Origin of the sequence: Flavobacterium sp. (genome assembly GCF_044361015.1) — a bacterium.
Taxonomy (GTDB): Bacteria; Bacteroidota; Bacteroidia; order Flavobacteriales; family Flavobacteriaceae; genus Flavobacterium.
The window spans coordinates 126050-146196 of record NZ_JBIKJL010000003.1 but is presented as its reverse complement, the minus strand read 5'-3'; the positions used below and the strand labels follow the sequence as shown (position 1 = coordinate 146196).

16 protein-coding genes are annotated in these 20147 nt (G+C 33.7%); 6 read left to right on the top strand and 10 right to left on the bottom strand.

The window, feature by feature from the left end; genetic code table 11:
• From ACIQ2Z_RS02440 to ACIQ2Z_RS02425, 4 genes are all read right to left on the bottom strand, one after another.
• The coding region (locus tag ACIQ2Z_RS02440) for a hypothetical protein (RefSeq protein WP_396182577.1) at nucleotides 1–2724 on the bottom strand (2724 nt) is incomplete at its 3' end.
• Between the two features lie 44 nt (nucleotides 2725–2768).
• Nucleotides 2769–3584, bottom strand: coding sequence for a family 16 glycosylhydrolase (locus ACIQ2Z_RS02435; RefSeq protein ID WP_396182576.1), 816 nt, complete (start codon nucleotides 3582–3584; stop codon nucleotides 2769–2771).
• A gap of 35 nt (nucleotides 3585–3619) precedes the next feature.
• A complete protein-coding gene (locus tag ACIQ2Z_RS02430) occupies nucleotides 3620–5020 on the bottom strand; it encodes an Ig-like domain-containing protein (RefSeq protein ID WP_396182575.1) in 1401 nt (466 codons plus the stop codon).
• A 14-nt stretch (nucleotides 5021–5034) separates the two neighbouring features.
• Nucleotides 5035–8154: a glycosidase gene (locus tag ACIQ2Z_RS02425; RefSeq protein ID WP_396182574.1), complete on the bottom strand. Its 3120-nt coding sequence runs from the start codon at nucleotides 8152–8154 to the stop codon at nucleotides 5035–5037.
• A 780-nt stretch (nucleotides 8155–8934) separates the two neighbouring features.
• Between ACIQ2Z_RS02425 and ACIQ2Z_RS02420 the strand changes: the two genes are divergently transcribed.
• On the top strand, nucleotides 8935–9597 hold the full coding sequence (locus ACIQ2Z_RS02420; RefSeq protein WP_396182573.1) for a TlpA family protein disulfide reductase: 663 nt from the start codon (nucleotides 8935–8937) through the stop codon (nucleotides 9595–9597).
• A 32-nt stretch (nucleotides 9598–9629) separates the two neighbouring features.
• Here ACIQ2Z_RS02420 and ACIQ2Z_RS02415 read toward each other — a convergent pair whose 3' ends face one another.
• The 3 genes from ACIQ2Z_RS02415 to ACIQ2Z_RS02405 are packed head-to-tail and all read right to left on the bottom strand — an operon-like array spanning nucleotide 9630 to nucleotide 11611.
• On the bottom strand, nucleotides 9630–9995 hold the full coding sequence (locus tag ACIQ2Z_RS02415; protein WP_396182572.1) for a sulfite exporter TauE/SafE family protein: 366 nt from the start codon (nucleotides 9993–9995) through the stop codon (nucleotides 9630–9632).
• Between the two features lie 18 nt (nucleotides 9996–10013).
• A complete protein-coding gene (locus tag ACIQ2Z_RS02410) occupies nucleotides 10014–10901 on the bottom strand; it encodes a lytic transglycosylase domain-containing protein (RefSeq protein WP_396182571.1) in 888 nt (295 codons plus the stop codon).
• Between the two features lie 50 nt (nucleotides 10902–10951).
• Nucleotides 10952–11611, bottom strand: a complete 660-nt coding sequence (locus ACIQ2Z_RS02405) for an alpha/beta hydrolase (RefSeq protein WP_396182570.1) — start codon at nucleotides 11609–11611, stop codon at nucleotides 10952–10954.
• Nucleotides 11612–11817: 206 nt separating this feature from the next.
• Here ACIQ2Z_RS02405 and ACIQ2Z_RS02400 point away from each other — a divergent pair, with 206 nt between their 5' ends.
• A complete protein-coding gene (locus ACIQ2Z_RS02400) occupies nucleotides 11818–12099 on the top strand; it encodes an N-acetyltransferase (RefSeq protein WP_396182569.1) in 282 nt (93 codons plus the stop codon).
• A gap of 2 nt (nucleotides 12100–12101) precedes the next feature.
• Nucleotides 12102–12728, top strand: a complete 627-nt coding sequence (locus ACIQ2Z_RS02395) for a class I SAM-dependent methyltransferase (RefSeq protein WP_396182568.1) — start codon at nucleotides 12102–12104, stop codon at nucleotides 12726–12728.
• Between the two features lie 6 nt (nucleotides 12729–12734).
• On the opposite strand, the gene mtaB is transcribed toward ACIQ2Z_RS02395, so the two are convergent.
• Complete coding sequence (gene mtaB / locus ACIQ2Z_RS02390; RefSeq protein ID WP_396182567.1) at nucleotides 12735–14069, bottom strand: tRNA (N(6)-L-threonylcarbamoyladenosine(37)-C(2))-methylthiotransferase MtaB; 1335 nt, start codon at nucleotides 14067–14069, stop codon at nucleotides 12735–12737.
• Between the two features lie 133 nt (nucleotides 14070–14202).
• Between mtaB and ACIQ2Z_RS02385 the strand changes: the two genes are divergently transcribed.
• From ACIQ2Z_RS02385 to ACIQ2Z_RS02375, 3 genes are read left to right on the top strand one after another with little or no spacing between them, the layout of a single operon-like run.
• The gene (locus ACIQ2Z_RS02385; protein ID WP_396182566.1) at nucleotides 14203–15804 is read left to right on the top strand and encodes an ABC transporter substrate-binding protein; all 1602 of its coding nucleotides are present in this window, start codon (nucleotides 14203–14205) and stop codon (nucleotides 15802–15804) included.
• A 38-nt stretch (nucleotides 15805–15842) separates the two neighbouring features.
• The gene (locus ACIQ2Z_RS02380; RefSeq protein WP_396182565.1) at nucleotides 15843–16412 is read left to right on the top strand and encodes a hypothetical protein; all 570 of its coding nucleotides are present in this window, start codon (nucleotides 15843–15845) and stop codon (nucleotides 16410–16412) included.
• Nucleotides 16413–16425: 13 nt separating this feature from the next.
• Nucleotides 16426–16722: a hypothetical protein gene (locus ACIQ2Z_RS02375; protein ID WP_396182564.1), complete on the top strand. Its 297-nt coding sequence runs from the start codon at nucleotides 16426–16428 to the stop codon at nucleotides 16720–16722.
• A gap of 106 nt (nucleotides 16723–16828) precedes the next feature.
• On the opposite strand, the gene ACIQ2Z_RS02370 is transcribed toward ACIQ2Z_RS02375, so the two are convergent.
• Both ACIQ2Z_RS02370 and ACIQ2Z_RS02365 read right to left on the bottom strand, forming a co-directional pair.
• Nucleotides 16829–18004, bottom strand: a complete 1176-nt coding sequence (locus tag ACIQ2Z_RS02370; protein WP_396182563.1) for a GlmU family protein — start codon at nucleotides 18002–18004, stop codon at nucleotides 16829–16831.
• A 90-nt stretch (nucleotides 18005–18094) separates the two neighbouring features.
• A complete protein-coding gene (locus ACIQ2Z_RS02365; RefSeq protein ID WP_396182562.1) occupies nucleotides 18095–20143 on the bottom strand; it encodes an FG-GAP-like repeat-containing protein in 2049 nt (682 codons plus the stop codon).
• Nucleotides 20144–20147: the final 4 nt, after the last annotated feature.

Below are 20147 nucleotides of genomic sequence, written 5' to 3'. Positions count from 1 at the left end.
CAAGGTATTTTGAACATCATTTGCATTGTGGAAATTACCATTAAAATGATAACCTCCTTTGATGTCCTTGTTGACTAATTGAAAATTATGGTTTTGTAAAAGTTTGTTGAGCAAATCAGATTTTTCAACTTTATCTTTTGGGATTGTATTTTTTTCTAAAAATTTAGGAAGTTCTTTGTTAGGATAGAGAATATAACTGTTTTGATCCGGTCTGTAAAGAGCACTTTTTCTCAACGCATCTAAAACCTCCAGTGATTTTTGTCCGTTTATAAATCCGGAACTTAAAACGGCTACTTGACCTTCAAGCATTTCGGGTAAATAAGAAATGGTGACGCCATCCTTTTCAACCGACATTAAATTGTACGCGTGGTACAATTTATCTGTTCTTTGATTGGCTTTAATGGAATGTTCAATGAAATTTAAGCTAACAGCTACAAATTGTTTTAAACCTGCCATGGAATGGGTACGTTTTTTGCCCCAAAATCCACTATTGTAAATCTGAATACGATAATCTGAAGCGGCTTTGCCCAATGCATCGAGTATTTTTTTTCTGTCTTGATTGTTAATAGGTTGCGAAAGTAATGGTTGAAAAGCAGTAAGGTTTTCTCTTATTGCATGATAAAATTCAACCATTTCATTGGAGATTTTGATGGTTTCCTGATTAGAATTTTCTAGTAATTGTTCAAAAAACTTTAAAAATCTTCTTAAGTAATATAGAGTAACCATTGAAACTCCGTTACCAACTAAGGCATTGTTGGCATCGTTCCATTCCGGACGTTGTGTGTTCATCCAAATACCGGCTTCGGGAATAAAGTTGGACATTTTTGCCAAAACGGTGGCGAGAATTTTTTCGATTAAATTAACATGATATATTTCATCGTTATTGTCTCGCAATAATGCACCATCAGCACCATTTACATTTCTGCGTTTATTGATTTTAGTATCCCATTCGTGATTAAATAGAATGGTATCTTTTGGATTTTGTAAAATCTCTTGATAGGATTTTATGGTGTAAGGCACCGCGGCATACACAAAATAATCTTTGTCAAAATAGGAATTCAACTTACCGGGTTGGTATTTTTCGATGAATTCTAAAAATTTCAGTAAGTAGATAATCTGATGATCGCCCCAATATCCAATATATGACCACGGATTGTCTGGTTCGATAGTTTCCCAATCAAAACCATCTTTAGTAACCCGATAGGGGTTATAACCATCAAAAGTGGAAGCATTCAAAAACTTATGAATCATTCCATCAATGAATTCAGGAAATGAATAAGCTAGAGCTTCCCAATTTTGGAAAATATCACGCCAGTTTCCTTCGTAATCTAATATTTTTGAACCATCAATTTCACTGCGGGTATTGATGGAAAACTTATTCCATGGACGACTCGGGTCGCCGTGTCTTCTGCTGAATTTTAAAGGCAAATATTCTGTACAAAGTCTTATTAAATCGGCATCGTTGATTTTATTTGCAATTGCTTGAAGATGTGAGTAGTCAAAATTTTCTGGTAAAGTGCTAATAAATGCACTGTTTTTTTCGAAAATCAGCTTATTAGCTTTTGAAAGATATTTGGAAAAATCTTTTTTCTCTATTTGATAATTGTTGTCAAAAATACCCCCACGCATGATGTTGAACAACACATTTGAAAAATGACGAGAATCTTTTCTGGAATCTGCGGTAAACTGCAGGCCATCAGCTGCAGCATTTAATGCAATGAGGTTTTTAGTTCCGAGAGTTACATCTTCATTTACTTTATTTTCCAGCGTTTTATCATGACAAATAGCCTCAGCCAATTCAATTACTTGTGCTTGATTTTGATTGACATTAGCAATGATTTTCCAACTTTTAGAGGATTTTTTTTCTAAAATTAAATCGGTTGAAACAAAATAGGCACCTTTTTCACCTTTGATATCTTTTTCTTGTGTAATTTTTTGTTGATTTCTGAAAGCACCTAATTGTTTTGAAGAAACCAAATAAGTTGGGTTTTCAATTCCTATTGACCAGGCAATATTGGCTTTTAAGGCTTCACTAGGTTCGGCTTTGTCTACGATAATGGCACTTAATGCAAAAATACCCACGCCACTTTGAGCGTGTAGCTCGCTTCTTTTGTAAGCATCAACTAGATTGCTAGTTGTTGCTTGCAGGTCACTACTAACACCTTGAGGTAAAATGTTTTGTATCCCATCTAAAAGAGTTATTGAATAGTTTTTTTCTGAATTATTAAATAATTCTGACTTTTTTACAAAACCATACGCATTGCTATTTGACCATTGATATCTAAAAACAAGCTGGAAATCGTGAAGGATTTCTTCAAAAATGATTGTATTTCCGTAGGTATTTTTGTATAGATTTCTACTTATTTTGTACTTATCGTTAAATCGTTCAGAGAAAGGTTCCCAAATGTAACACTGGTTTTCTAATTGTATTTGAAAAATAGATTTGCTTCCCGTTATGTCTGCAAACTCAGTAATTTTATCGTCGGTATAATAAGGAAATAGAGCATATTCCGCATTTTTTCTGCCAGCTGTAAGTCCACCATTACTCGAAATAAATAGCCAATGATTAGAATCACTTACAATGCTCATAAAAAAGGGACGCATTTTGTCGTGGTTTTCTATTTTATAAAAGTTATCTCCATCGATTGTAACCATTTCCATAGAAACAGTTTTATATTCAATCTTAGTATCATCATTGTTCATAACAGTCTGGCTTTGGCTCATAATTTTTTAAATTCTATTGTATTTATGAATTTTATATTTTGCTTTTATTCATAAACTCTAATGTAATCGACCAACATAGTTTGTGGGAAGACAGTATCATTATTCGGTGAACCCGGTAAATTACCTCCAACAGCAACGTTCAAGATGATATAAAAAGGTTGATTAAACACCCATTCTCCGGTGACATCAGCCGGTGTAATTTGATTGTACAATACATCATCTACATAATAGTTAATGTAATTTTCTCCCCATTCAACACCAAAAATGTGAAAATCTGTATCGAAGCGATCACTTTGAAGTGTAAAAGTTTGACTAACAGAATTACCTCCTGAATAGCCTGGTCCGTGAACAGACCCAAAAACTTTTGTTGGTTGATTACCTAAGTACTCCATGATATCAATTTCACCGCATTGAGGCCAGATGACAGTATCAGAATTTGCTCCTATCATCCAAAAAGCTGGCCATAACCCTTTTCCCCAAGGCAACTTTATACGAGCTTCAATTCGCCCATATTTTTTTTCATACTTTCCTTTAGTTAATATACGAGCAGAAGTATAAGAAGCTCCTAAAAACAATTCTTCACGAGCTGTTATCTTAAGCATTCCATTTTCAACGATAATGTTTTCAGGTCTATCAGTATAATATTGCAGCTCATTATTTCCCCATCCATTTGTTCCTGTACCAATATTATAACCCCACAAACTTTGATCTAGTGAACCGTTGGTGTCAAATTCATCTTGCATTACCAATTGTGTTTTTGTAATAACAGTTTGCTTATCATCAGAAGAACAACTCACAAGCAAAAAAAAGGTGCTTACAAAAAGAATGCTTTTTTTAATTAATTTAATTTTTATAGTCATTTTGAATTTTTTAAAAAAGTTATATAGAAAACTTATTAATTATAAAAATAGATATTATCAACATATAAAACTGAACCATCACCTCCTTCTAAAATAAGTTGTGCCAAATGTGATCTACTGGCTAAAGTTGTCATAGAAGCAAAAGCAATATCTATAGATATCCATTGTTGTGAAACCAAAGTCGGAGCGGTAAAAGTAGTAGAATGTCTTGTGTCATCGCCTCCACTGTATACGCCATCTGCACCAAAATCAACTACTAGAACACGGAGTTGTCTTCCAGGAGCAATAGGTCCGGGAATAAATACATCTAAATGAACATGAGTCATAGCATTAGCATTGATTGTCGGACTACTAAATTCAATCCCTACAAAATTGAAAATGTTATAATTCAAAATGTTATCCCCTTGAACACTAAAATCATTAGAAACAGTTGTTTGCCATGGCTGCCAATATCCGTTATAATAGTTTACTGGCACATTGGTATAGGTATCAGAAAAAATTGAAATTACATTTGCAGCATTTTTGGTTGGTGTTGGTGCATGAACAAAAGTTCCTACACAATTAATAGTTAAACTACCCGTTGCTACTGTATCCCCAAAATTGGCAGTAATTACTGCTGTACCTGGGCTCAAGGAAGTAATTAGACCATTAGAATCAACACTTGCCACACTAGGATTAGAAGAAGTAAATTCTAAATAAGAGGTACTTAATGATACCGTTTGATTCACGCCTGTTGGCAAATTAAATGTTGCAACAACACCATCTATTTTTGAATTAACTCCAACAAAAGTTGTTTGTGAAACATTAGCACCATTCATAATTGATGCTTGCCCGTGTGCTATGGTTCCCAACTTTTCAAATTTAACCTCATCTATCCAAAAGGTATAGCCATCACCATTTTCCGGACCTTCTGAAAAATAGAACATTCCTTTTTCTATTTTTAATTTTGAAGGGTCAGGAATTGGAATTATATATTTTTTCCAAGTTGTAGAAAGTCTAGTTCCTGAAATTGAAGCCGGGTATTTGTTTTCACCTAAATCAATACCAAAACCTACTACATCCAAAGTAGCAGCTTTTGAACTTTTAGCCCAGAAAGTCAACGCATCATATCCTGATAAATCTCTTCCAACCGAGGTAAAGAAAGCTCCACCGGCGTAGGCTCCATCAGCATCGTTCTCATTAGGAACGTCAAAACGCATGGATGCACTGGAATTATTATAAGTTACATCATTGTCAACCTGAAAGGCCAAGATTACTGTATTACTAAAAGCAGCATAATTTAAGCCCGAGCTAAAGCCATCAATAAAAACATTAGGATCTTTAGAGTAGCTTGCTTCTTCAAAGTCATTTGAATCATTTTCACATCCAAAAAATACCAAAACAATCATCCATAAGGACAAATGCTTTAAGACACGATTATTAAAATTTGTTTTCATAGTTTTCTTTTTTTTTAATTACCAATATTTATGTGAACATATGTTCTAATTTCCCATTCATTTCCGTTTGAATATCCAACGGCAGTAGGATCCGGAACCCAATTCCCTGCTGAGTCTAAAATTTGAGTTGGATTATATCTTGGTGAATATTGATCTAAAGAACGCCATGTTCCTCTTAATCCAATTCTTGTTCCGGGAAGTATAAACCATTCAGGTTTTCCAATTCCAAAAGATATATCTGCCATTAACTGTATAGGATAAGTCAAGTTAAAATCTCTGTGATAATCGAAAGGGCCCCAATCATTAACTTTAACAAATGAAGCAACTTTGATTCTATTATAAATCATTTTTAAATCTAATCCGTAACGATCAATAGTTCTTGCATCACTACCATTGGCTTGTGCAGGTCCACCATAAATATTAGCAATAAAACCAAAATCTGCGTTAAGTTTAGATACAATTCTAGCATAAGATTCCCATAAGTCTTTAGCTGGCGGTGCCCCTTCGAAAGCAAAGGCGGTTCTGGTATCTAAAAACCCGATAGCCGCATCTTGTGTAGTAGGCAAATGACGAAATACAAATCCTGCACTAACAGCAAACTTTGAATCTTCTGATCTGTCATTGTCCCAATCATACATCCAAGTTCCGGGAGTAGGATCATAAGTAAGTAATAATTCTCCGGCAACTTGTTCTCTATTCGCTCTCACGACAAAAGGATCATCTAATATATTTCTCGGTCTTCCCGGTGCAGGCACATCAGTTGTGATTGGTCCTTCTAGAGGTTTTTGCCATAAAAAGTTAGGAGCTATTTGTAATTTTCCAATAGTATAGGTCATTCCCGTTAAAAAGTTGTATTGATTTCCGCTTCCACTGTCTTTTAATCGCCAACCTGTAAAAGTTTGCGTAAGATCTGCTCCTCCACTGGAAACTAATCCTTGAGCAGCAGCTTGACCGTACCAATTGAATTGTCCACCGGTGTAGGTTAATTTCATTTTTCCACCTATATTATCTTTGCTTTCAATTTGATTTACATAAACTTGGTTATTTCTTACTACTTGATATTCTCTGCCTTCTAGCGGTTGTCCAGCCCAAATACCTCCTAAATCAACTCCTATTTTACCAAATTTTCTATTTATATGTGCCGTGAAACGTCTGGTTTTAGGTTGTGGAATAGCAAGGGAAGTTTGTGTATTAGTACGTTGAGTTAGATCTTCATGAAAAATACCGGTAAAATCAAATTTTCCAATTGTTTTAGAATATTTAAGTAAGATGGCAGGATTGGCACCCCACCAAAGTTCAGGTCCCATGGCCAATTTAAATCCTTTAAACATTTTCTTTCCTTCAATTTCTAATCCAAAAGGAGCTTTACCGTTATAAATATCTAAATTGGGTCCGTAATTAGCTTCAGGATATAAACCAAAGAAATCACCTTCATAACCCCAATGATAATGTCCAGTTCTATAAAATCCATCTAATTTAAACAGTTTTTCATCCCATCTATAACTGGCTTTGTATAATTCTACTCGATTATTATCTCCTATCGTAACTGTTCCATCAGTACCGTCCAATTCTACAGGACGCCCTCTGTTTTCATAAAATATTTCATCTATAGGATTAAGTGCAACATTTCCTAAAACATTGAATTCCACGTTTACTGTCATGTTAGAGGTAGGGTTACCTTCTATTCCAATATAAAAAGATTGCATATTATCAAAACCGAGTTGATCTGGATAGGTTGTACCATTTGGTACTGGTTCATCAGGTGTTGATATTAAATCTCCTCCCGTACTGAAGTTAGTAAATTCTGCTGATAGTCTAGAGACTCTTATTTTTCCACTTTTCTGTCCTTCTAAAGCAGCTTTATCTCCTCTAGCTCTTAGTGATGCATCTAAAATTTGAATCTTATCAAAATGATTTTGAATGTCAACCAATGATTTTCCATTTGTAAATGGGTTTAGTTGATGCACATCTTTTAAAACATAATATGATGAACGAGGATATAATTGATAGGTTCCATTGATACTTGTTGGTCCCTTTGCACAAATTCCAAACCATTCTTCATTCATATTATTTTCTCCATTTACATAGTCAAAAGGATAACCACCATTAGACCAAGAAGCATTTGTGTCGTGAATATCTAAATTTTTTGTTTGCCCGAATTTCCACCAACCGTCGCTAAATTGAAAGGTAAATCCACCTAAACTATTTCCACTTTTACCCAAACCGGCTGCATTTTCATAAATTTCTTTCCAATTACCTTTAAGAATTTTAGCTTGAGCATTTTGATCTTCTTCATTTGTTAGGGCATTAAAAGCATCTGAACCAAATTCAGTTAGTAATACCGGTTTTCCATACTCTTTTTTCACTCGTTCAAACATGTCGCCAAAAGAAATTCCTCGGTAAACATTTATACCTAAAATATCAACAGCTGGACATTCTTTTGCTATCAAATCAAGAAAAAGTAAATCACCGTTACAAATTGCAACAGGATGAGAATTATCAATTTCTTTCATAGCCAATGTAGCCTCATTAAATAATTTATACATATCGTAAGCACGGGCTGTAGATTTTCTGTCTTCTACTGGTATATCTTCAGTTTCTGCACCATCCCAGAATAACCCATAATTATTTTCATTACCCAATAAATATAAAAGTAACCCTTTAGTGTCTTTATAATCCATAGCCATTTGCTTAGCCTCTTGTAAAAGAAGTGTTCGAGTACTGGCATTGGAATATTCTGTATTAGCAACCCAAGCTCCATTTAAGGTCAAGCCGTAACGACCAAAAGAATGATTAAGCATCGTGTAAATGCCATAATTAGTGTAAACATATTCAATCCATTTTTTTGGCATACCTGAATAGACTCTAATGGTATTTACGCCCATATTCTTTAACAAGCCCATTTCATCATCCAACGCTTTTTGAATAATATTATCCGTTTGTTTCCATAAACTATAATTGAAATTAGTTCCAATAGGGAAATAATCCCAATTCATTCCGTTAACAATAAAATCTTTTCCATTGATTTTGAGTTTCATTTCTGCATTATTCGTTTCTAGGTAAACTTTTTCTGTTTGAGAAAAAATAGAAGAAGAATAACAACAAAAAATTACTAAGAGAATAATTTTTTTCATTTGGTTTTGTGAGTTAAGATGTTTAATGAAATATGTAAAAAGTTATTAGTTATATTTTTGATTCTATAAAAATAGTAATGAATTATTAAATAATTCTCAAAACAACCTCAACAAAAAATATACACTGTCTAAAAATCATTGAAAGGTTCATTTTTAATTCTAAAATTCAATAGATTTTACAATTTTGAAAATTAAACAGAAGCAAAATCTTGCTTTAGGCAAAATATTGATGTCTAAAGTTTTCGAACTAAATAAAGTTTAAACACAAAAGATAAGAGTCAATTAGTAATTTATTTAGTTGATTTACAAAAAGGGTAAGTTATGATTAGCAACTTGTATATATAAATTAACCTCAAATTATAAATAGAAATTAATGAAATTCAAAAATTGAAAAATAATTTATTCATTACATAAATTTTATACTTTTGATGTGGTAATGTATAGTTTTTTGAGGACTTAAATTACTCGATTTCGAAAATTTAATTAGACACATATCCCTTTTTCAATGAATTTTTTGATATAGTAACAATTTTTCTTTAATATAATTAAATGATATCAATTATATACTAAATTTATTTTTTCGAAAATTTTAGTGATAATTTAAAGTATGATCATGAAAAAAAGTGTTGAGTTGTCATTTTTGTAATTAAAAATAGTTAAACTCAAAACTTAATTAAAGACAAATCTTTGGCATTACTCTAATTATCAATAAGATATTTACAAAAAATATGGATTTGTTAAAAAGTTTTCATATATTTGGTTTGTTAATATACTAATCAGATGAAAAATTTATTAGTCATATTATTTTTTTTAAGTCAATTCTTCCCTCTTTTCGGTCAAGAAAATGAGCGACTCTTCTCAGATGCAATCCGGGCAAACTTTTCAAAATTTAAACAACAAAGCAATAAAGCATACAAATCCGGTGATTTTGAAAGAGGACAATTTTTATTTGACAGTTTAGTTCAAAATCAATTAATAGGTTCCAAATTCAATGATTTTACTTTAAAAAGGGTTTCTGACAGAAAACTTAAAATGAGTAAAGTTAAAAAACCAATTTTTTTGGTTACTTATGCTGCTTGGTGTGTTCCGGGAAAAGGAGAAATTTTAGCTTTTAATAAACTGGCTAAAGAATATCATAAAGAAATAGAATTTGTGGTCATTGTTTGGGGTAAAAAACAAGAAGTTAAAAAGTTTTCCAAAAAAATAAGCGGTCAAATTGAAATTTGTTACGCCCACAAAAACTATAAAAATGATAATGAAATAGTTGAAAACATGAAGGAAACACTAGGATTTCCTACGTGTTATTTAATTGATTCCAATTTACAAATAATTGATATTAAAAGAGGTGCTGCTTCGGTTCCTTTAAAAACACCAAATAAAAAAGCGTATGAAATGAATTATGCTTTATTTAAAGAGCGCATTACTCAATTAATAAGTATCTAAAACATAAAGGAATTTTTAGTAAATCAATAATCTTATTTTTCGAAAATTAATTTTCCGGCTACTAATAAGAGTACAAAACCAAATATTTTTTTCAGCACCTTTTCATCTATTTGAAGGGCAAATTTACTGCCAATATAACCTCCAATAACAAAAAAAACAGCTATTAAAGCAGCATATTTCCAATCGACATAGCCTTCCTTGTAATAATTAAAAGCCGCTAAAGCAGTCACAGGAACAGCCAAAACCGCCAAACTCGTGCCTTGTGCTTGGTGTTGTGATAATCCTAAAAGTAATAACAAAGGAATCATAATAATGCCACCACCTATACCAATTAACCCACTTAAAACACCGGCTAAAAGTCCAATAAAAAGCAATAGAATAAGGGTTGTTGTAGTCATTTTCATCTTGTCAAATAATTAATAACCTTCTGTAGGAATTTCCAATGTGTAGACTTTTCTAGATTTATTATCTAATTTTTTATCTCGTAACCACGGATTGTGTAGTTTTAAAATTTTATAATTTATTCCCATATTCTTAGCGAAAGAAGTCAAATTTGTAATAGAACTATCAACTTGAACTTTTTTCATTTCAATTGGAAAATACAGTTGCTCATTTGGAATATCAAAACCATATTTTACAGGATTTTTCATAATTTCTTTTAAAGCCAAAATCCGAAAAACATAACGGGAAGTCTCTTCTGTTAATAACAAATCATAGTAATTACCAACTTGTTGGCTTTCCATTTGTTTATTAATGCCGCCCATCCCCCCATTATAAGCAGCTGCAGCTAATGTCCAACTTCCAAATTTATTTTTCGCATCTAATAAATAGCGACACGCTGCTTCAGTTGATTTTTCTAAATGATATCGTTCATCAACCAAGTCGTTTACTTCCATGCCTTTTTCTTTCGCCGTTTCAGGCATAAACTGCCAAACACCTCTTGCTCCAGCAGGGGAAACCACATTTACTAAGCCACTTTCAATTACAGCTAAATACTTAAAATCATCCGGAACACCATATTTTTTCAGAATTGGTTCAATAACAGGAAATACTCTATTTGCCCTTTTCAATATTAGTGTAGTAGTGGAATGTAAATTAGTATTAACCAACATTTCTCGATCCAATCGCTCACGAACGTCTACTAAATTTAAAGGGGTGGATTCACCTGCAAAATCGATTTGATTAGGTAAAGCATACGCTTCAACTTTATCCGTAACCATTGTTTTCTTGGAAGTTGAATAAATAAATATTCCACTCAGTCCGAATAAAACGAGCACAATTATAATTTGATTAATCCTTTTCATTTTCTTTTTTTTATTGGTCATTGTAAAACTACAAAAATCAATCCAACTCATCATTCATTTAAAATAATTTTTGGCAAATTTTCATTCAACCATTTGTATTTACTCAATATCATAATATGAGATCCTCCTTTGACAACGTGACAATGGGAAATATATTTTATCGGAAAAACATCATCCGCATCACCGTGAATATGCACAACATTCTTATCTTCAATGGCTCTATCCCACAAAATTATTGATTCCAAAGCCCAATCAAAATAGGATTTATCTCTCACACTCAAATATTTCTCATATAATTTAAGCCTTTGATTTATACTATCACCAAAAGCAAACTTTGCCAATCCTTCAACATTGTGAACTAATCCAGTGGGTAACAATTTATATGCTTTAGTGGCTTTCGCAATTTTCATTCGCCTTGGAAATTCCTGATTCGATTTGACACTGGAAATAATAATCGTTTTTCGAACGGGAATAATTTTTGCTATTTCCTGAACTAAAACACCCCCAAAAGATACGCCAATTAATACGGAATTTTCATGAACAATTTCCTTTGCTAATCGGCGGGCGTACATTACCAAAGTTTCATTCTTAGTTGGAATTACCCACTCCAAAAAAAAGATTTCAAAAATATCCTCAGGCAAATGTATCCGTTCAAAAATTGTTGTACTGGCCGCTAAACCAGGCATAAAATAAACAGGAATTTTTTCCATTGGTGAATTCAATTAATGGGTTTAAAATTAAGGCTAATCTCTAAAAATCAGTATAAATTAGTATTAAATAATAGTCCTTAAATGTTAAATGTTTGAGATTTACCGGCATTGCTAATCCCTAAAAAATTAAAAACCGTACATTTGTAATGCATTTTTATTCGACATGTATCTTTTCTAAATGTTTTATCGATTAAAATTGAAATACCATGGAAATTAAAGACAATCTACTCTTAAGACATTTTGAAACACCAACAGAATTTGGATTATTGGTAATGGAATATGCTATTCAGGAACGAAAAATATTTTTGACAAAACTCAATCAACCTGAAAACTTACCAAATGAATACATTGAAGATTTTATCATAGAAGTACTTTCCATTGCAGTAGAACGAAAGTTTAAAGTGGTTCCAACTCACCCTAAATTGGCTCATTTTTTCAAAAAAAATCCTGCTTATAAGGAATTACTTCCTCCGGGAATTAAGTTATAACAATGAAATGCCCACTTTGTAATCATCCTTCTAACCATTTCTATTGTCAAAAATCGCGTGAATTTTATTTTTGCATCAAATGCTTTTCCGTATTCTTAGATGATAAAAACTACATTTCAGAAACAGAGGAGAGAAAACATTATGAAATGCATAACAACGATGTCAATGATGTGCGTTACCAAACATTTGTTTCCCCTATCGTAGATGGTATTTTGAAAGATTTTAAAAAAACGGATAAAGGTTTGGACTTTGGTTCGGGCACCGGACCGGTCATTACAAAAATGCTTCGCGACAATGAGTACGACGTGCAAGAATATGACCACTTTTTTGCCAATCATCCGGAAGCACTAGAAAAAAAATACGATTATATCGCCTGTTGCGAAGTGATGGAACATTTTCACACTCCAAAAAAAGAATTTGAATTGCTTTTCAATCTTTTAAAACCGGGCGGAAAATTATATTGCAAAACTGATTTGTTTTCCGAATCAAAAAACTTCGATTCTTGGGGATATAAAAACGACCCCACACACGTTTTTTTCTACCATCAGAAGTCTATCTTATGGATTCAGAAAAATATAGGTTTTACAAGTGTAAAAATTGACGGGAGGTTGATTGTTTTTGAAAAATAGAACTTTTTAAACAGAAATTATATCCCTCACGAACTCCATCCGTACCGAACCATCTTCATCAATTCTGGTCAATTTTATTTTGTGTAACGTATTCACCAATTCCGGATTCCAAGGCGTTTTTACTTTGACATAATTTTCCGTAAAACCGTGAATGTAACCTTCTTTGTTTTCGGCTTCAAATAAAACCGTTCGCGTGGTTCCGATTTGGCTTTCGTAGAATGCTCTTCTTTTTTTAACAGACAATCCACGAAGCATTTTGCTACGTTTAGAACGAACGTTTCCGGGTACGATTCCTTCCATTTCAGCTGCCTCCGTATTGTCACGTTCAGAGTAAGTAAACACATGTAAATAAGAAATGTTCAACTCATTCAAAAAATGATAGGTTTCCAAAAAATGCTCCTCTGTTTCTCCGGGAAAACCAACAATTACATCCACACCAATACACGCATCAGGCATCACTTCTCGAATTTTATTCACACGGTCCACATACAATTCCCGCAAATAACGACGTTTCATTTTCTTTAAAATGTCGTTACTTCCCGATTGCAACGGAATGTGAAAGTGCGGGACAAACGTTCGACTTTTGGATACAAAATCAATGGTTTCGTTTTTCAATAAATTGGGTTCAATGGAGGAAATTCGCAAACGTTCAATACCTTCTAATTCATCCAATGCTTGTACCAATTCTAAGAAAGTATGTTCGTGTTTTTTATTGCCAAATTCACCTTTGCCATAATCACCAATATTTACACCGGTCAATACAATCTCTTTAATTCCTTGTTGCGAAATTTCTTTGGCATTTTTCAACACATTTTGCAATTCATCACTACGCGAAATGCCACGAGCCAAAGGAATCGTACAATAGGTACATTTGTAATCGCAACCGTCTTGCACTTTTAAAAACGCACGAGTTCGGTCGCCAATGGAATAACTTCCCACATAAAAATTAGCTTCTTCAATCTCACAGGAATGTACTTCACCTAAATCGTTTTTGGTCAAATCATTCAAATAATCGGTGATTTTAAATTTTTCGGTGGCTCCCAAAACTAAATCGACTCCGTCAACAGCAGCCAATTCTTCGGGCTTCAGTTGGGCATAACATCCTACAGCAGCCACAAAAGCTTTGTCATTATTTTTCAATGCTTTTTTTACAATTTGCTTGAATTGTTTGTCGGCATTCTCTGTAACCGAACAAGTATTGATGACATAGATATCTGCAACTTCTTCAAAGTCAACGCGTTCAAAACCTTCGTGTTGAAAGTTTCTAGCAATAGTAGAGGTTTCTGAAAAATTCAATTTACATCCTAAAGTGTAGAATGCTACTTTCTTTTTATGTTCCATAAAATAGCTTAACTAATGAAATCGTTGTCAAAAAGTTAAGGCTGCAAATTTACACAGATTTTTTAAACTTTAGTATTCCAATTTTCAATTTATGCTAACTTTACAGCAATTATCTACATTCAATAATTGCTTAATGAAAAAAATTCTTTTCCTTGTAACTCTATCGCTTCAGTTATTGTTGCTTTCTTGTCATGATTCCAAAGAAAACAACAAAGAACTTTTAGTATTTAGATACAACGAAAGTGCAAACATTGCCACTCTTGACCCCGCTTTTTCAAAATCACAAAACATTATTTGGGCTTGCAATCAATTGTTTAACGGATTGGTTCAATTGGATGACAGCTTGCACATTCAACCGGATATTGCTAAAAGTTGGACGGTTTCTGCAGACGGAAAAACGTATCAATTTGTACTTCGGAATGATGTCTTTTTTCACAAACATCAGTTGTTTGGAAAAGATTCCACACGAACAGTAAAAGCAAAAGATTTTGAATACAGTTTGAAACGATTAAAAGATGAAAAAGTGGCTTCTCCCGGTGGATGGATTTTGCAAAATGTGGAGCGTTTTCAAGCGATAAATGATACCCTTTTCGAAATAAAATTAACGAAATCTTTTCCTGCATTTTTAGGTTTGTTATCGATGAAATATGCGTCAGTTGTTCCGCAGGAAATTATTGAAAGTCCGAATTACGATTTCCGAACAAAACCCATCGGAACAGGTCCGTTTCAATTTAAATTTTGGGAAGAAAACGTCAAATTGGTTTTGCGAAGAAATCCGATTTATTTCGAAAAAGACGAAAGCGGAAAGCAATTACCTTACTTAGAAGCCGTTGCCATTACTTTTTTTCCCGACAAGCAAAGTGGATTTTTAGAATTTATTCAAGGAAAAATTGATTTCGTCTCCGGTTTGGATCCCTCGTATAAAGATGAAATTCTGACGCAAAAAGGCGAATTACAACCAAAATATGCTAATGAAGTCAATTTAATCAGTGGAGCGTACCTCAACACCGAATATTTAGGTTTTCGAATGGATGGATCGGATCAAACGATTTTGGACAAACGCATTCGTCAAGCTTTGAATTATGGTTTTGACCGAGCGAAGATGATTACCTATCTTCGAAATAATATGGGAATTCCGGCAACCAGCGGAATCATTCCCAGTGGAATGCCAAGTTTTAATAATCAAAAAGGCTATGATTTTGAACCCGAAAAAGCTGAATTGTTGGTAGCTGCTTTTGTCAAAGAAACCGGCATTAAAAACCCCAAAATCATTTTAAGTACAAACGCCACCTATATTGATATTGCGGAATTCCTGCAACGAGAATGGCAAAAAATTGGTTTAGATGTTGCCATTGATGTGAATCCGCCATCGACCTTGCGACAAGCAATTGCGACAGGAAAAGTCACCTTTTTCAGAGCAAGTTGGATTGCCGATTATCCGGATGCGGAGAATTATTTATCACTTTTTTACAGTAAAAACTTTGCTCCAAACGGACCGAATTATACGCATTTCTCCAATGCTAAATTTGATGCGTTGTATGAAAAAGCATTTTTAGAAACCGATGATGCGAAGCGATTTGATTTGTACCAACAAATGGACAAAATCATCATTGAAGAAGCTCCGATTATTCCATTATTTTATGACAAAGTAGCGAGGTTTACAAGAAAAAATGTGGAAGGTTTGGGGATTAATCCGTTGAATTTGTTAAGTTTGAAGAGGGTTAAGAAGATTTAACATCAAACTTTTACAAAAGGTAAACTATATAAATGAGAATGAACAAAATACTATTAGCTTTATTACTCCTTTGTTTAATCCAAGTATCTGGACAAGATACTAATGGCGTGCAATATCAGTTTTCAAAAGAAATTTTCAAAACAAAATACAAAAAAACCTATTATGAAAGTTATAATGGAGTAATAGAAAGTTTAAATAAAAATGAATGGAAATTTGACGACAAAGTTTTGAGGGTTTATTCAAATGACACTTCATTAGTTGCAATATTTTCAAAAGGTATTTTTTACCCTGAAATTATAGTTGGAACAGAAACGTCCAAAATTTTAACTAAAAGTGAATTAGACACAATGTCAACTAAGAGAAAAGTTTTTTATAATTTGACGAGAAGTGACAGTCTAACTATTGGAAATTTGGTAGAACTTGAAAAACTAAATCCTGATTTCAAAACTAAAAGATTCCTGTTTTGGCTATTTAGAATTGGATTTGCAAATCCACAGGAGTGTTATTTTGAGTTGCGAAATGAAAATGCAACAAAAGAAATGAAAATATCAGAATTTATAGAAAATGCCAAACTCACATTTTATTACGCAGGGACTATCATAATCTAAACAATGAAAAATTATGCCGGGAGAAGGTTCGATGTTGCAAGCATTAATCAGTTTACGAAATAATAAACGTAATCGTACAAGCAAATTGGAACGTTTGGAAAACACTTCCAACGCAACTTCAGAATTTATTGATCACGTGCAAGCTACACCTGAATTATTGGAATCCATTAGAGAAAAAATGCTTGCGGAACAGAAATTAGAACGGAAAAGGTTGATTATAAAAGTTATTTTGTTTCTGATTGTTTTTTTTATTGTGCTTTATTTTTTCAACCACAATTGGAAATGGATTGAGGGATTTTTTAAAAGGTGAAGCGATGGCCTAACCGCAAAGTTCGTTAAGAATATTTCTCGCAAAGTCGCAAAGACGTGGTCAAAAGCTTGGCGACTTGGCGTCTTTGCGAGAAACTAAAAAGAATTTACTCCTTCCTCCACTTCTTCGTTTCTTCAAACACATGTTCCAAAATCCTCGCATCTTCTTCAGTAAATTCCACCTGACGACGAGACATAGCAATTCGAGCAGTTTCAAACGCTTTTTTAGTGAGGTAAGTGGTAAATCCGGTTGCTCCGCCCCAACTGAAACTTGGGACAAAATTTCGTGGAAATCCGCTACCAAAAATATTGGTGGAAACTCCAACAACGGTTCCCGTATTAAACATAGTATTGATACCGCATTTGCTGTGATCGCCCATCATGAGTCCGCAAAACTGCAAGCCGGTTTTGGCAAAACCTTCGGTTTCATAACTCCACAATCGCACTGCTTCGTAATTGTTTTTTAAATTGGAATTGTTGGAATCGGCACCAATGTTGCACCATTCACCAAGAACGGAATTACCTAAAAAACCGTCGTGTCCTTTATTGGAATAACCAAAAAGAACAGAATTGTTCACTTCGCCTCCAATTCTACAATGAGGTCCAACAGTTGTTGCTCCGTAAACTTTGGAAGCTAATTTCACTTGGGCTTCTTCACACAACGCAAAGGGTCCGCGAATTACAGAACCTTCCATGATTTCGGAATTATAGCCAATATAAATAGGTCCGGTTGAAGCATTTAAAGTAACAAATTCAAGCTTTGCTCCTTTTTCAATGAATATATTTTCAGGATTGATGACGTTGACACTTTTAGGAATGGGTTGCGAAGTACGTCCTTCAGTTAGCAATTCAAAATCTTCACGAATCGCCGCGTCGTTTTTTGCAAAAATGTCCCAAGTGTGTTCAATGCGTAATCCTTCTTCTGCATAATCGATGATTTCGTAGGTGTCAAAATCAACTTCTTCTTGTGTATCGTTGGTAAAAAAAGCAATTACTTCTTCGCCTTTAAAAATAGCTTGATTTTTTTCCAAACTTTGAATCATTTCCACCAATACTTCATTGGGCAAAAATGAAGCATTAATTAGAATGTTTTCTTCCATTTCTACCATTGGATATTTTTCAGACAAATACTCTTCGGTAATTGTTGTGGTAGTATAGCCTAAATATTTCTCCCATTTTTCGCGTATGGTTAAAATTCCGATTCGAATATCGGCCACCGGACGGGTGAATGTGAATGGTAAAAGTGCCATGCGAACCGGTCCATCAAAAAGTATGTAGTTCATGTTGTTTGTCTTATTTTTTGAAATTCAAAGTTATAAAAAAGCCCTCACAATGGAGGGCTTTTTCAAAATTTAGTTTGGTTGAGTTTTTTTTTAATGTTTGATAAATTTCTGTGTAGAAAGATTTCCATCACTATCTTTCGCCAAAAGCAGGTAAGTCCCTACTGATAAAGATTGAACAGAAATTGTTTCTTTTACCACATCAGAAGTTAAAACTTTACGTCCGTTCAAATCAAAAATTTCAACAGAAACTATAGAACTTGTTGTTGAACTTTTCAAGGTTACAAAATCTTTTGCAGGATTTGGATATAACACAAAATTAGAAATAGCATTTTGATTAACACTTAAAGTAGCTCCTTCAACCACTAATAAAGTTTGGTTAGGAGAAGGATTTACAATGGTATCAACAAGACCGGATGGCCATCTGATAATCACCTGATCAATTGCTGTTGCTTGACCAATTCCGAAATGTACATTCAAAGAACTCATGTATTTAAAACCATCACCACTTCGAACATCACGAATTTGTTTTCCCCAAGCACCATAAATTTCAACTCGGGCTCCGATACCGTTACGGTTACTTTGGATACCTTGTAAATTTAATTTTAGCCACTTATTAGAATTTCCATTATTAATTCTTAATGTAGTACCGGTTTGAAAATCAAGGAAACCATCATTATTTAAATCACCCACAGCACTAACACCAAAACTAACACCGGAAGAAGCAAACGTTCCAACTCCTTTATTGTACATGATTTTATTTCCACCACCCATTACATCAACAAATCCATCATTATCAAAATCGTGAGCAATATGCTCGATACTAGTACTAGTGTTTATATCCCATCCTGAACCGGCTGTAATATCTGTAAAAGTCCCATCCCCATTATTTCTCATGTATTTATGAGTTCCGTCTGTGGTAGAACTTGCACCAATAAGTGCGTCCATATCACCATCATTATCATAATCCGCCCATGCTGATGACCAAGTTTGAACCGGATCATACATATTAGCGGCAGTTGAAACATCAGTAAAGGTTCCATCACCATTATTTCTGTGTAATTCATTAAACTTTGCTGTTCCTGAACCTCCACGACATTTGGCAATAAACAAATCCTGGTCGCCATCATTATCATAATCAATCCAAATAGAACCATAATTTCCTCCATTTGGATGGATTCCTAATAGAATAGCTCCGGGTGTAACCGTTGATTGATAAAAGGTAAAACCTCCCCAACCATCATTTAGGAAATAAACATTAGGCTGAACGTCATGACAAGAAAAAGCATCTAAATGACCATCATTATTTATATCAACGAAATTAGTCCGTTGACAAAAAACATATTCTGAAAAAGTATTTTGGTCATATCCATTTCCAGCTTCATTTGATTTCATAAAAGTAACACCATTACCTCCACCATACATCAAATCATTTAAACCGTCTTTGTTATAATCTGCTGCAGCTAAACTCCAAGAAGGCATATTTACGGCAGTTGTTGTTGGATAATTGGTAACAGTAAAAGTTCCACCAGCATTTTGAGTATGAATACGAATATTGTTACTACTAACACCCACAATATCATCTAAATAGTCTCCATTCATGTCAACAACAGTAATATTGTATGAACTATTGATTGTTTCTATAGCCTGGTTAGTAAAAGTAACTGGATTAATAATAATTGGTTCTTGATATGGAGCTTCAATCAATTGAAAAGTAAACCCATTAGCAGTCCATCGATTATCAAAAGCTATAGTATATGTTATATTAGCTAAAACAACGAAAGAACTCACGGAAGAGTAACCACTTCCATTATCATCATCACCGGCATAACAAGTTAATGCTCCGCAAGAACCCGTATACACATGAAAACGAGTGTCTACTCTAGGTGTATTAGCGGCAATATCCGTTGTAATGATTATTGTATAATTTTGTGTTGGTGTGTAAGAGTACCACTCGCCTTTTCCATTGTTAGCAATGTTACCATTCTCAGTACAAACTGGATTTGGAACCTCTGAACCATTAACAGCGTCAACAACATAAAGCCCTGCTCCTGGCAAAACTACTGCCGAAGCACATGTATCTTGTGCATTAGAAAGCTGAATTCCTATGCAAAAAAGAATTAAATAAGTAATTTTCTTCATTTGG

Excerpts from the sequence above, each read along its gene's own strand:
- ACIQ2Z_RS02435 (WP_396182576.1), bottom strand. The coding sequence starts at position 3,584 with ATGACTATAAAAATTAAATTAATTAAAAAAAGCATTCTTTTTGTAAGC.
- ACIQ2Z_RS02430 (WP_396182575.1), bottom strand. The coding sequence starts at position 5,020 with ATGAAAACAAATTTTAATAATCGTGTCTTAAAGCATTTGTCCTTATGG.
- ACIQ2Z_RS02425 (WP_396182574.1), bottom strand. The coding sequence starts at position 8,154 with ATGAAAAAAATTATTCTCTTAGTAATTTTTTGTTGTTATTCTTCTTCT.
- ACIQ2Z_RS02420 (WP_396182573.1), top strand. The coding sequence starts at position 8,935 with ATGAAAAATTTATTAGTCATATTATTTTTTTTAAGTCAATTCTTCCCT.
- ACIQ2Z_RS02415 (WP_396182572.1), bottom strand. The coding sequence starts at position 9,995 with ATGACTACAACAACCCTTATTCTATTGCTTTTTATTGGACTTTTAGCC.
- ACIQ2Z_RS02410 (WP_396182571.1), bottom strand. The coding sequence starts at position 10,901 with ATGAAAAGGATTAATCAAATTATAATTGTGCTCGTTTTATTCGGACTG.
- ACIQ2Z_RS02405 (WP_396182570.1), bottom strand. The coding sequence starts at position 11,611 with ATGGAAAAAATTCCTGTTTATTTTATGCCTGGTTTAGCGGCCAGTACA.
- ACIQ2Z_RS02400 (WP_396182569.1), top strand. The coding sequence starts at position 11,818 with ATGGAAATTAAAGACAATCTACTCTTAAGACATTTTGAAACACCAACA.
- ACIQ2Z_RS02395 (WP_396182568.1), top strand. The coding sequence starts at position 12,102 with ATGAAATGCCCACTTTGTAATCATCCTTCTAACCATTTCTATTGTCAA.
- mtaB (WP_396182567.1), bottom strand. The coding sequence starts at position 14,069 with ATGGAACATAAAAAGAAAGTAGCATTCTACACTTTAGGATGTAAATTG.
- ACIQ2Z_RS02385 (WP_396182566.1), top strand. The coding sequence starts at position 14,203 with ATGAAAAAAATTCTTTTCCTTGTAACTCTATCGCTTCAGTTATTGTTG.
- ACIQ2Z_RS02380 (WP_396182565.1), top strand. The coding sequence starts at position 15,843 with ATGAACAAAATACTATTAGCTTTATTACTCCTTTGTTTAATCCAAGTA.
- ACIQ2Z_RS02375 (WP_396182564.1), top strand. The coding sequence starts at position 16,426 with ATGCCGGGAGAAGGTTCGATGTTGCAAGCATTAATCAGTTTACGAAAT.
- ACIQ2Z_RS02370 (WP_396182563.1), bottom strand. The coding sequence starts at position 18,004 with ATGAACTACATACTTTTTGATGGACCGGTTCGCATGGCACTTTTACCA.
- ACIQ2Z_RS02365 (WP_396182562.1), bottom strand. The coding sequence starts at position 20,143 with ATGAAGAAAATTACTTATTTAATTCTTTTTTGCATAGGAATTCAGCTT.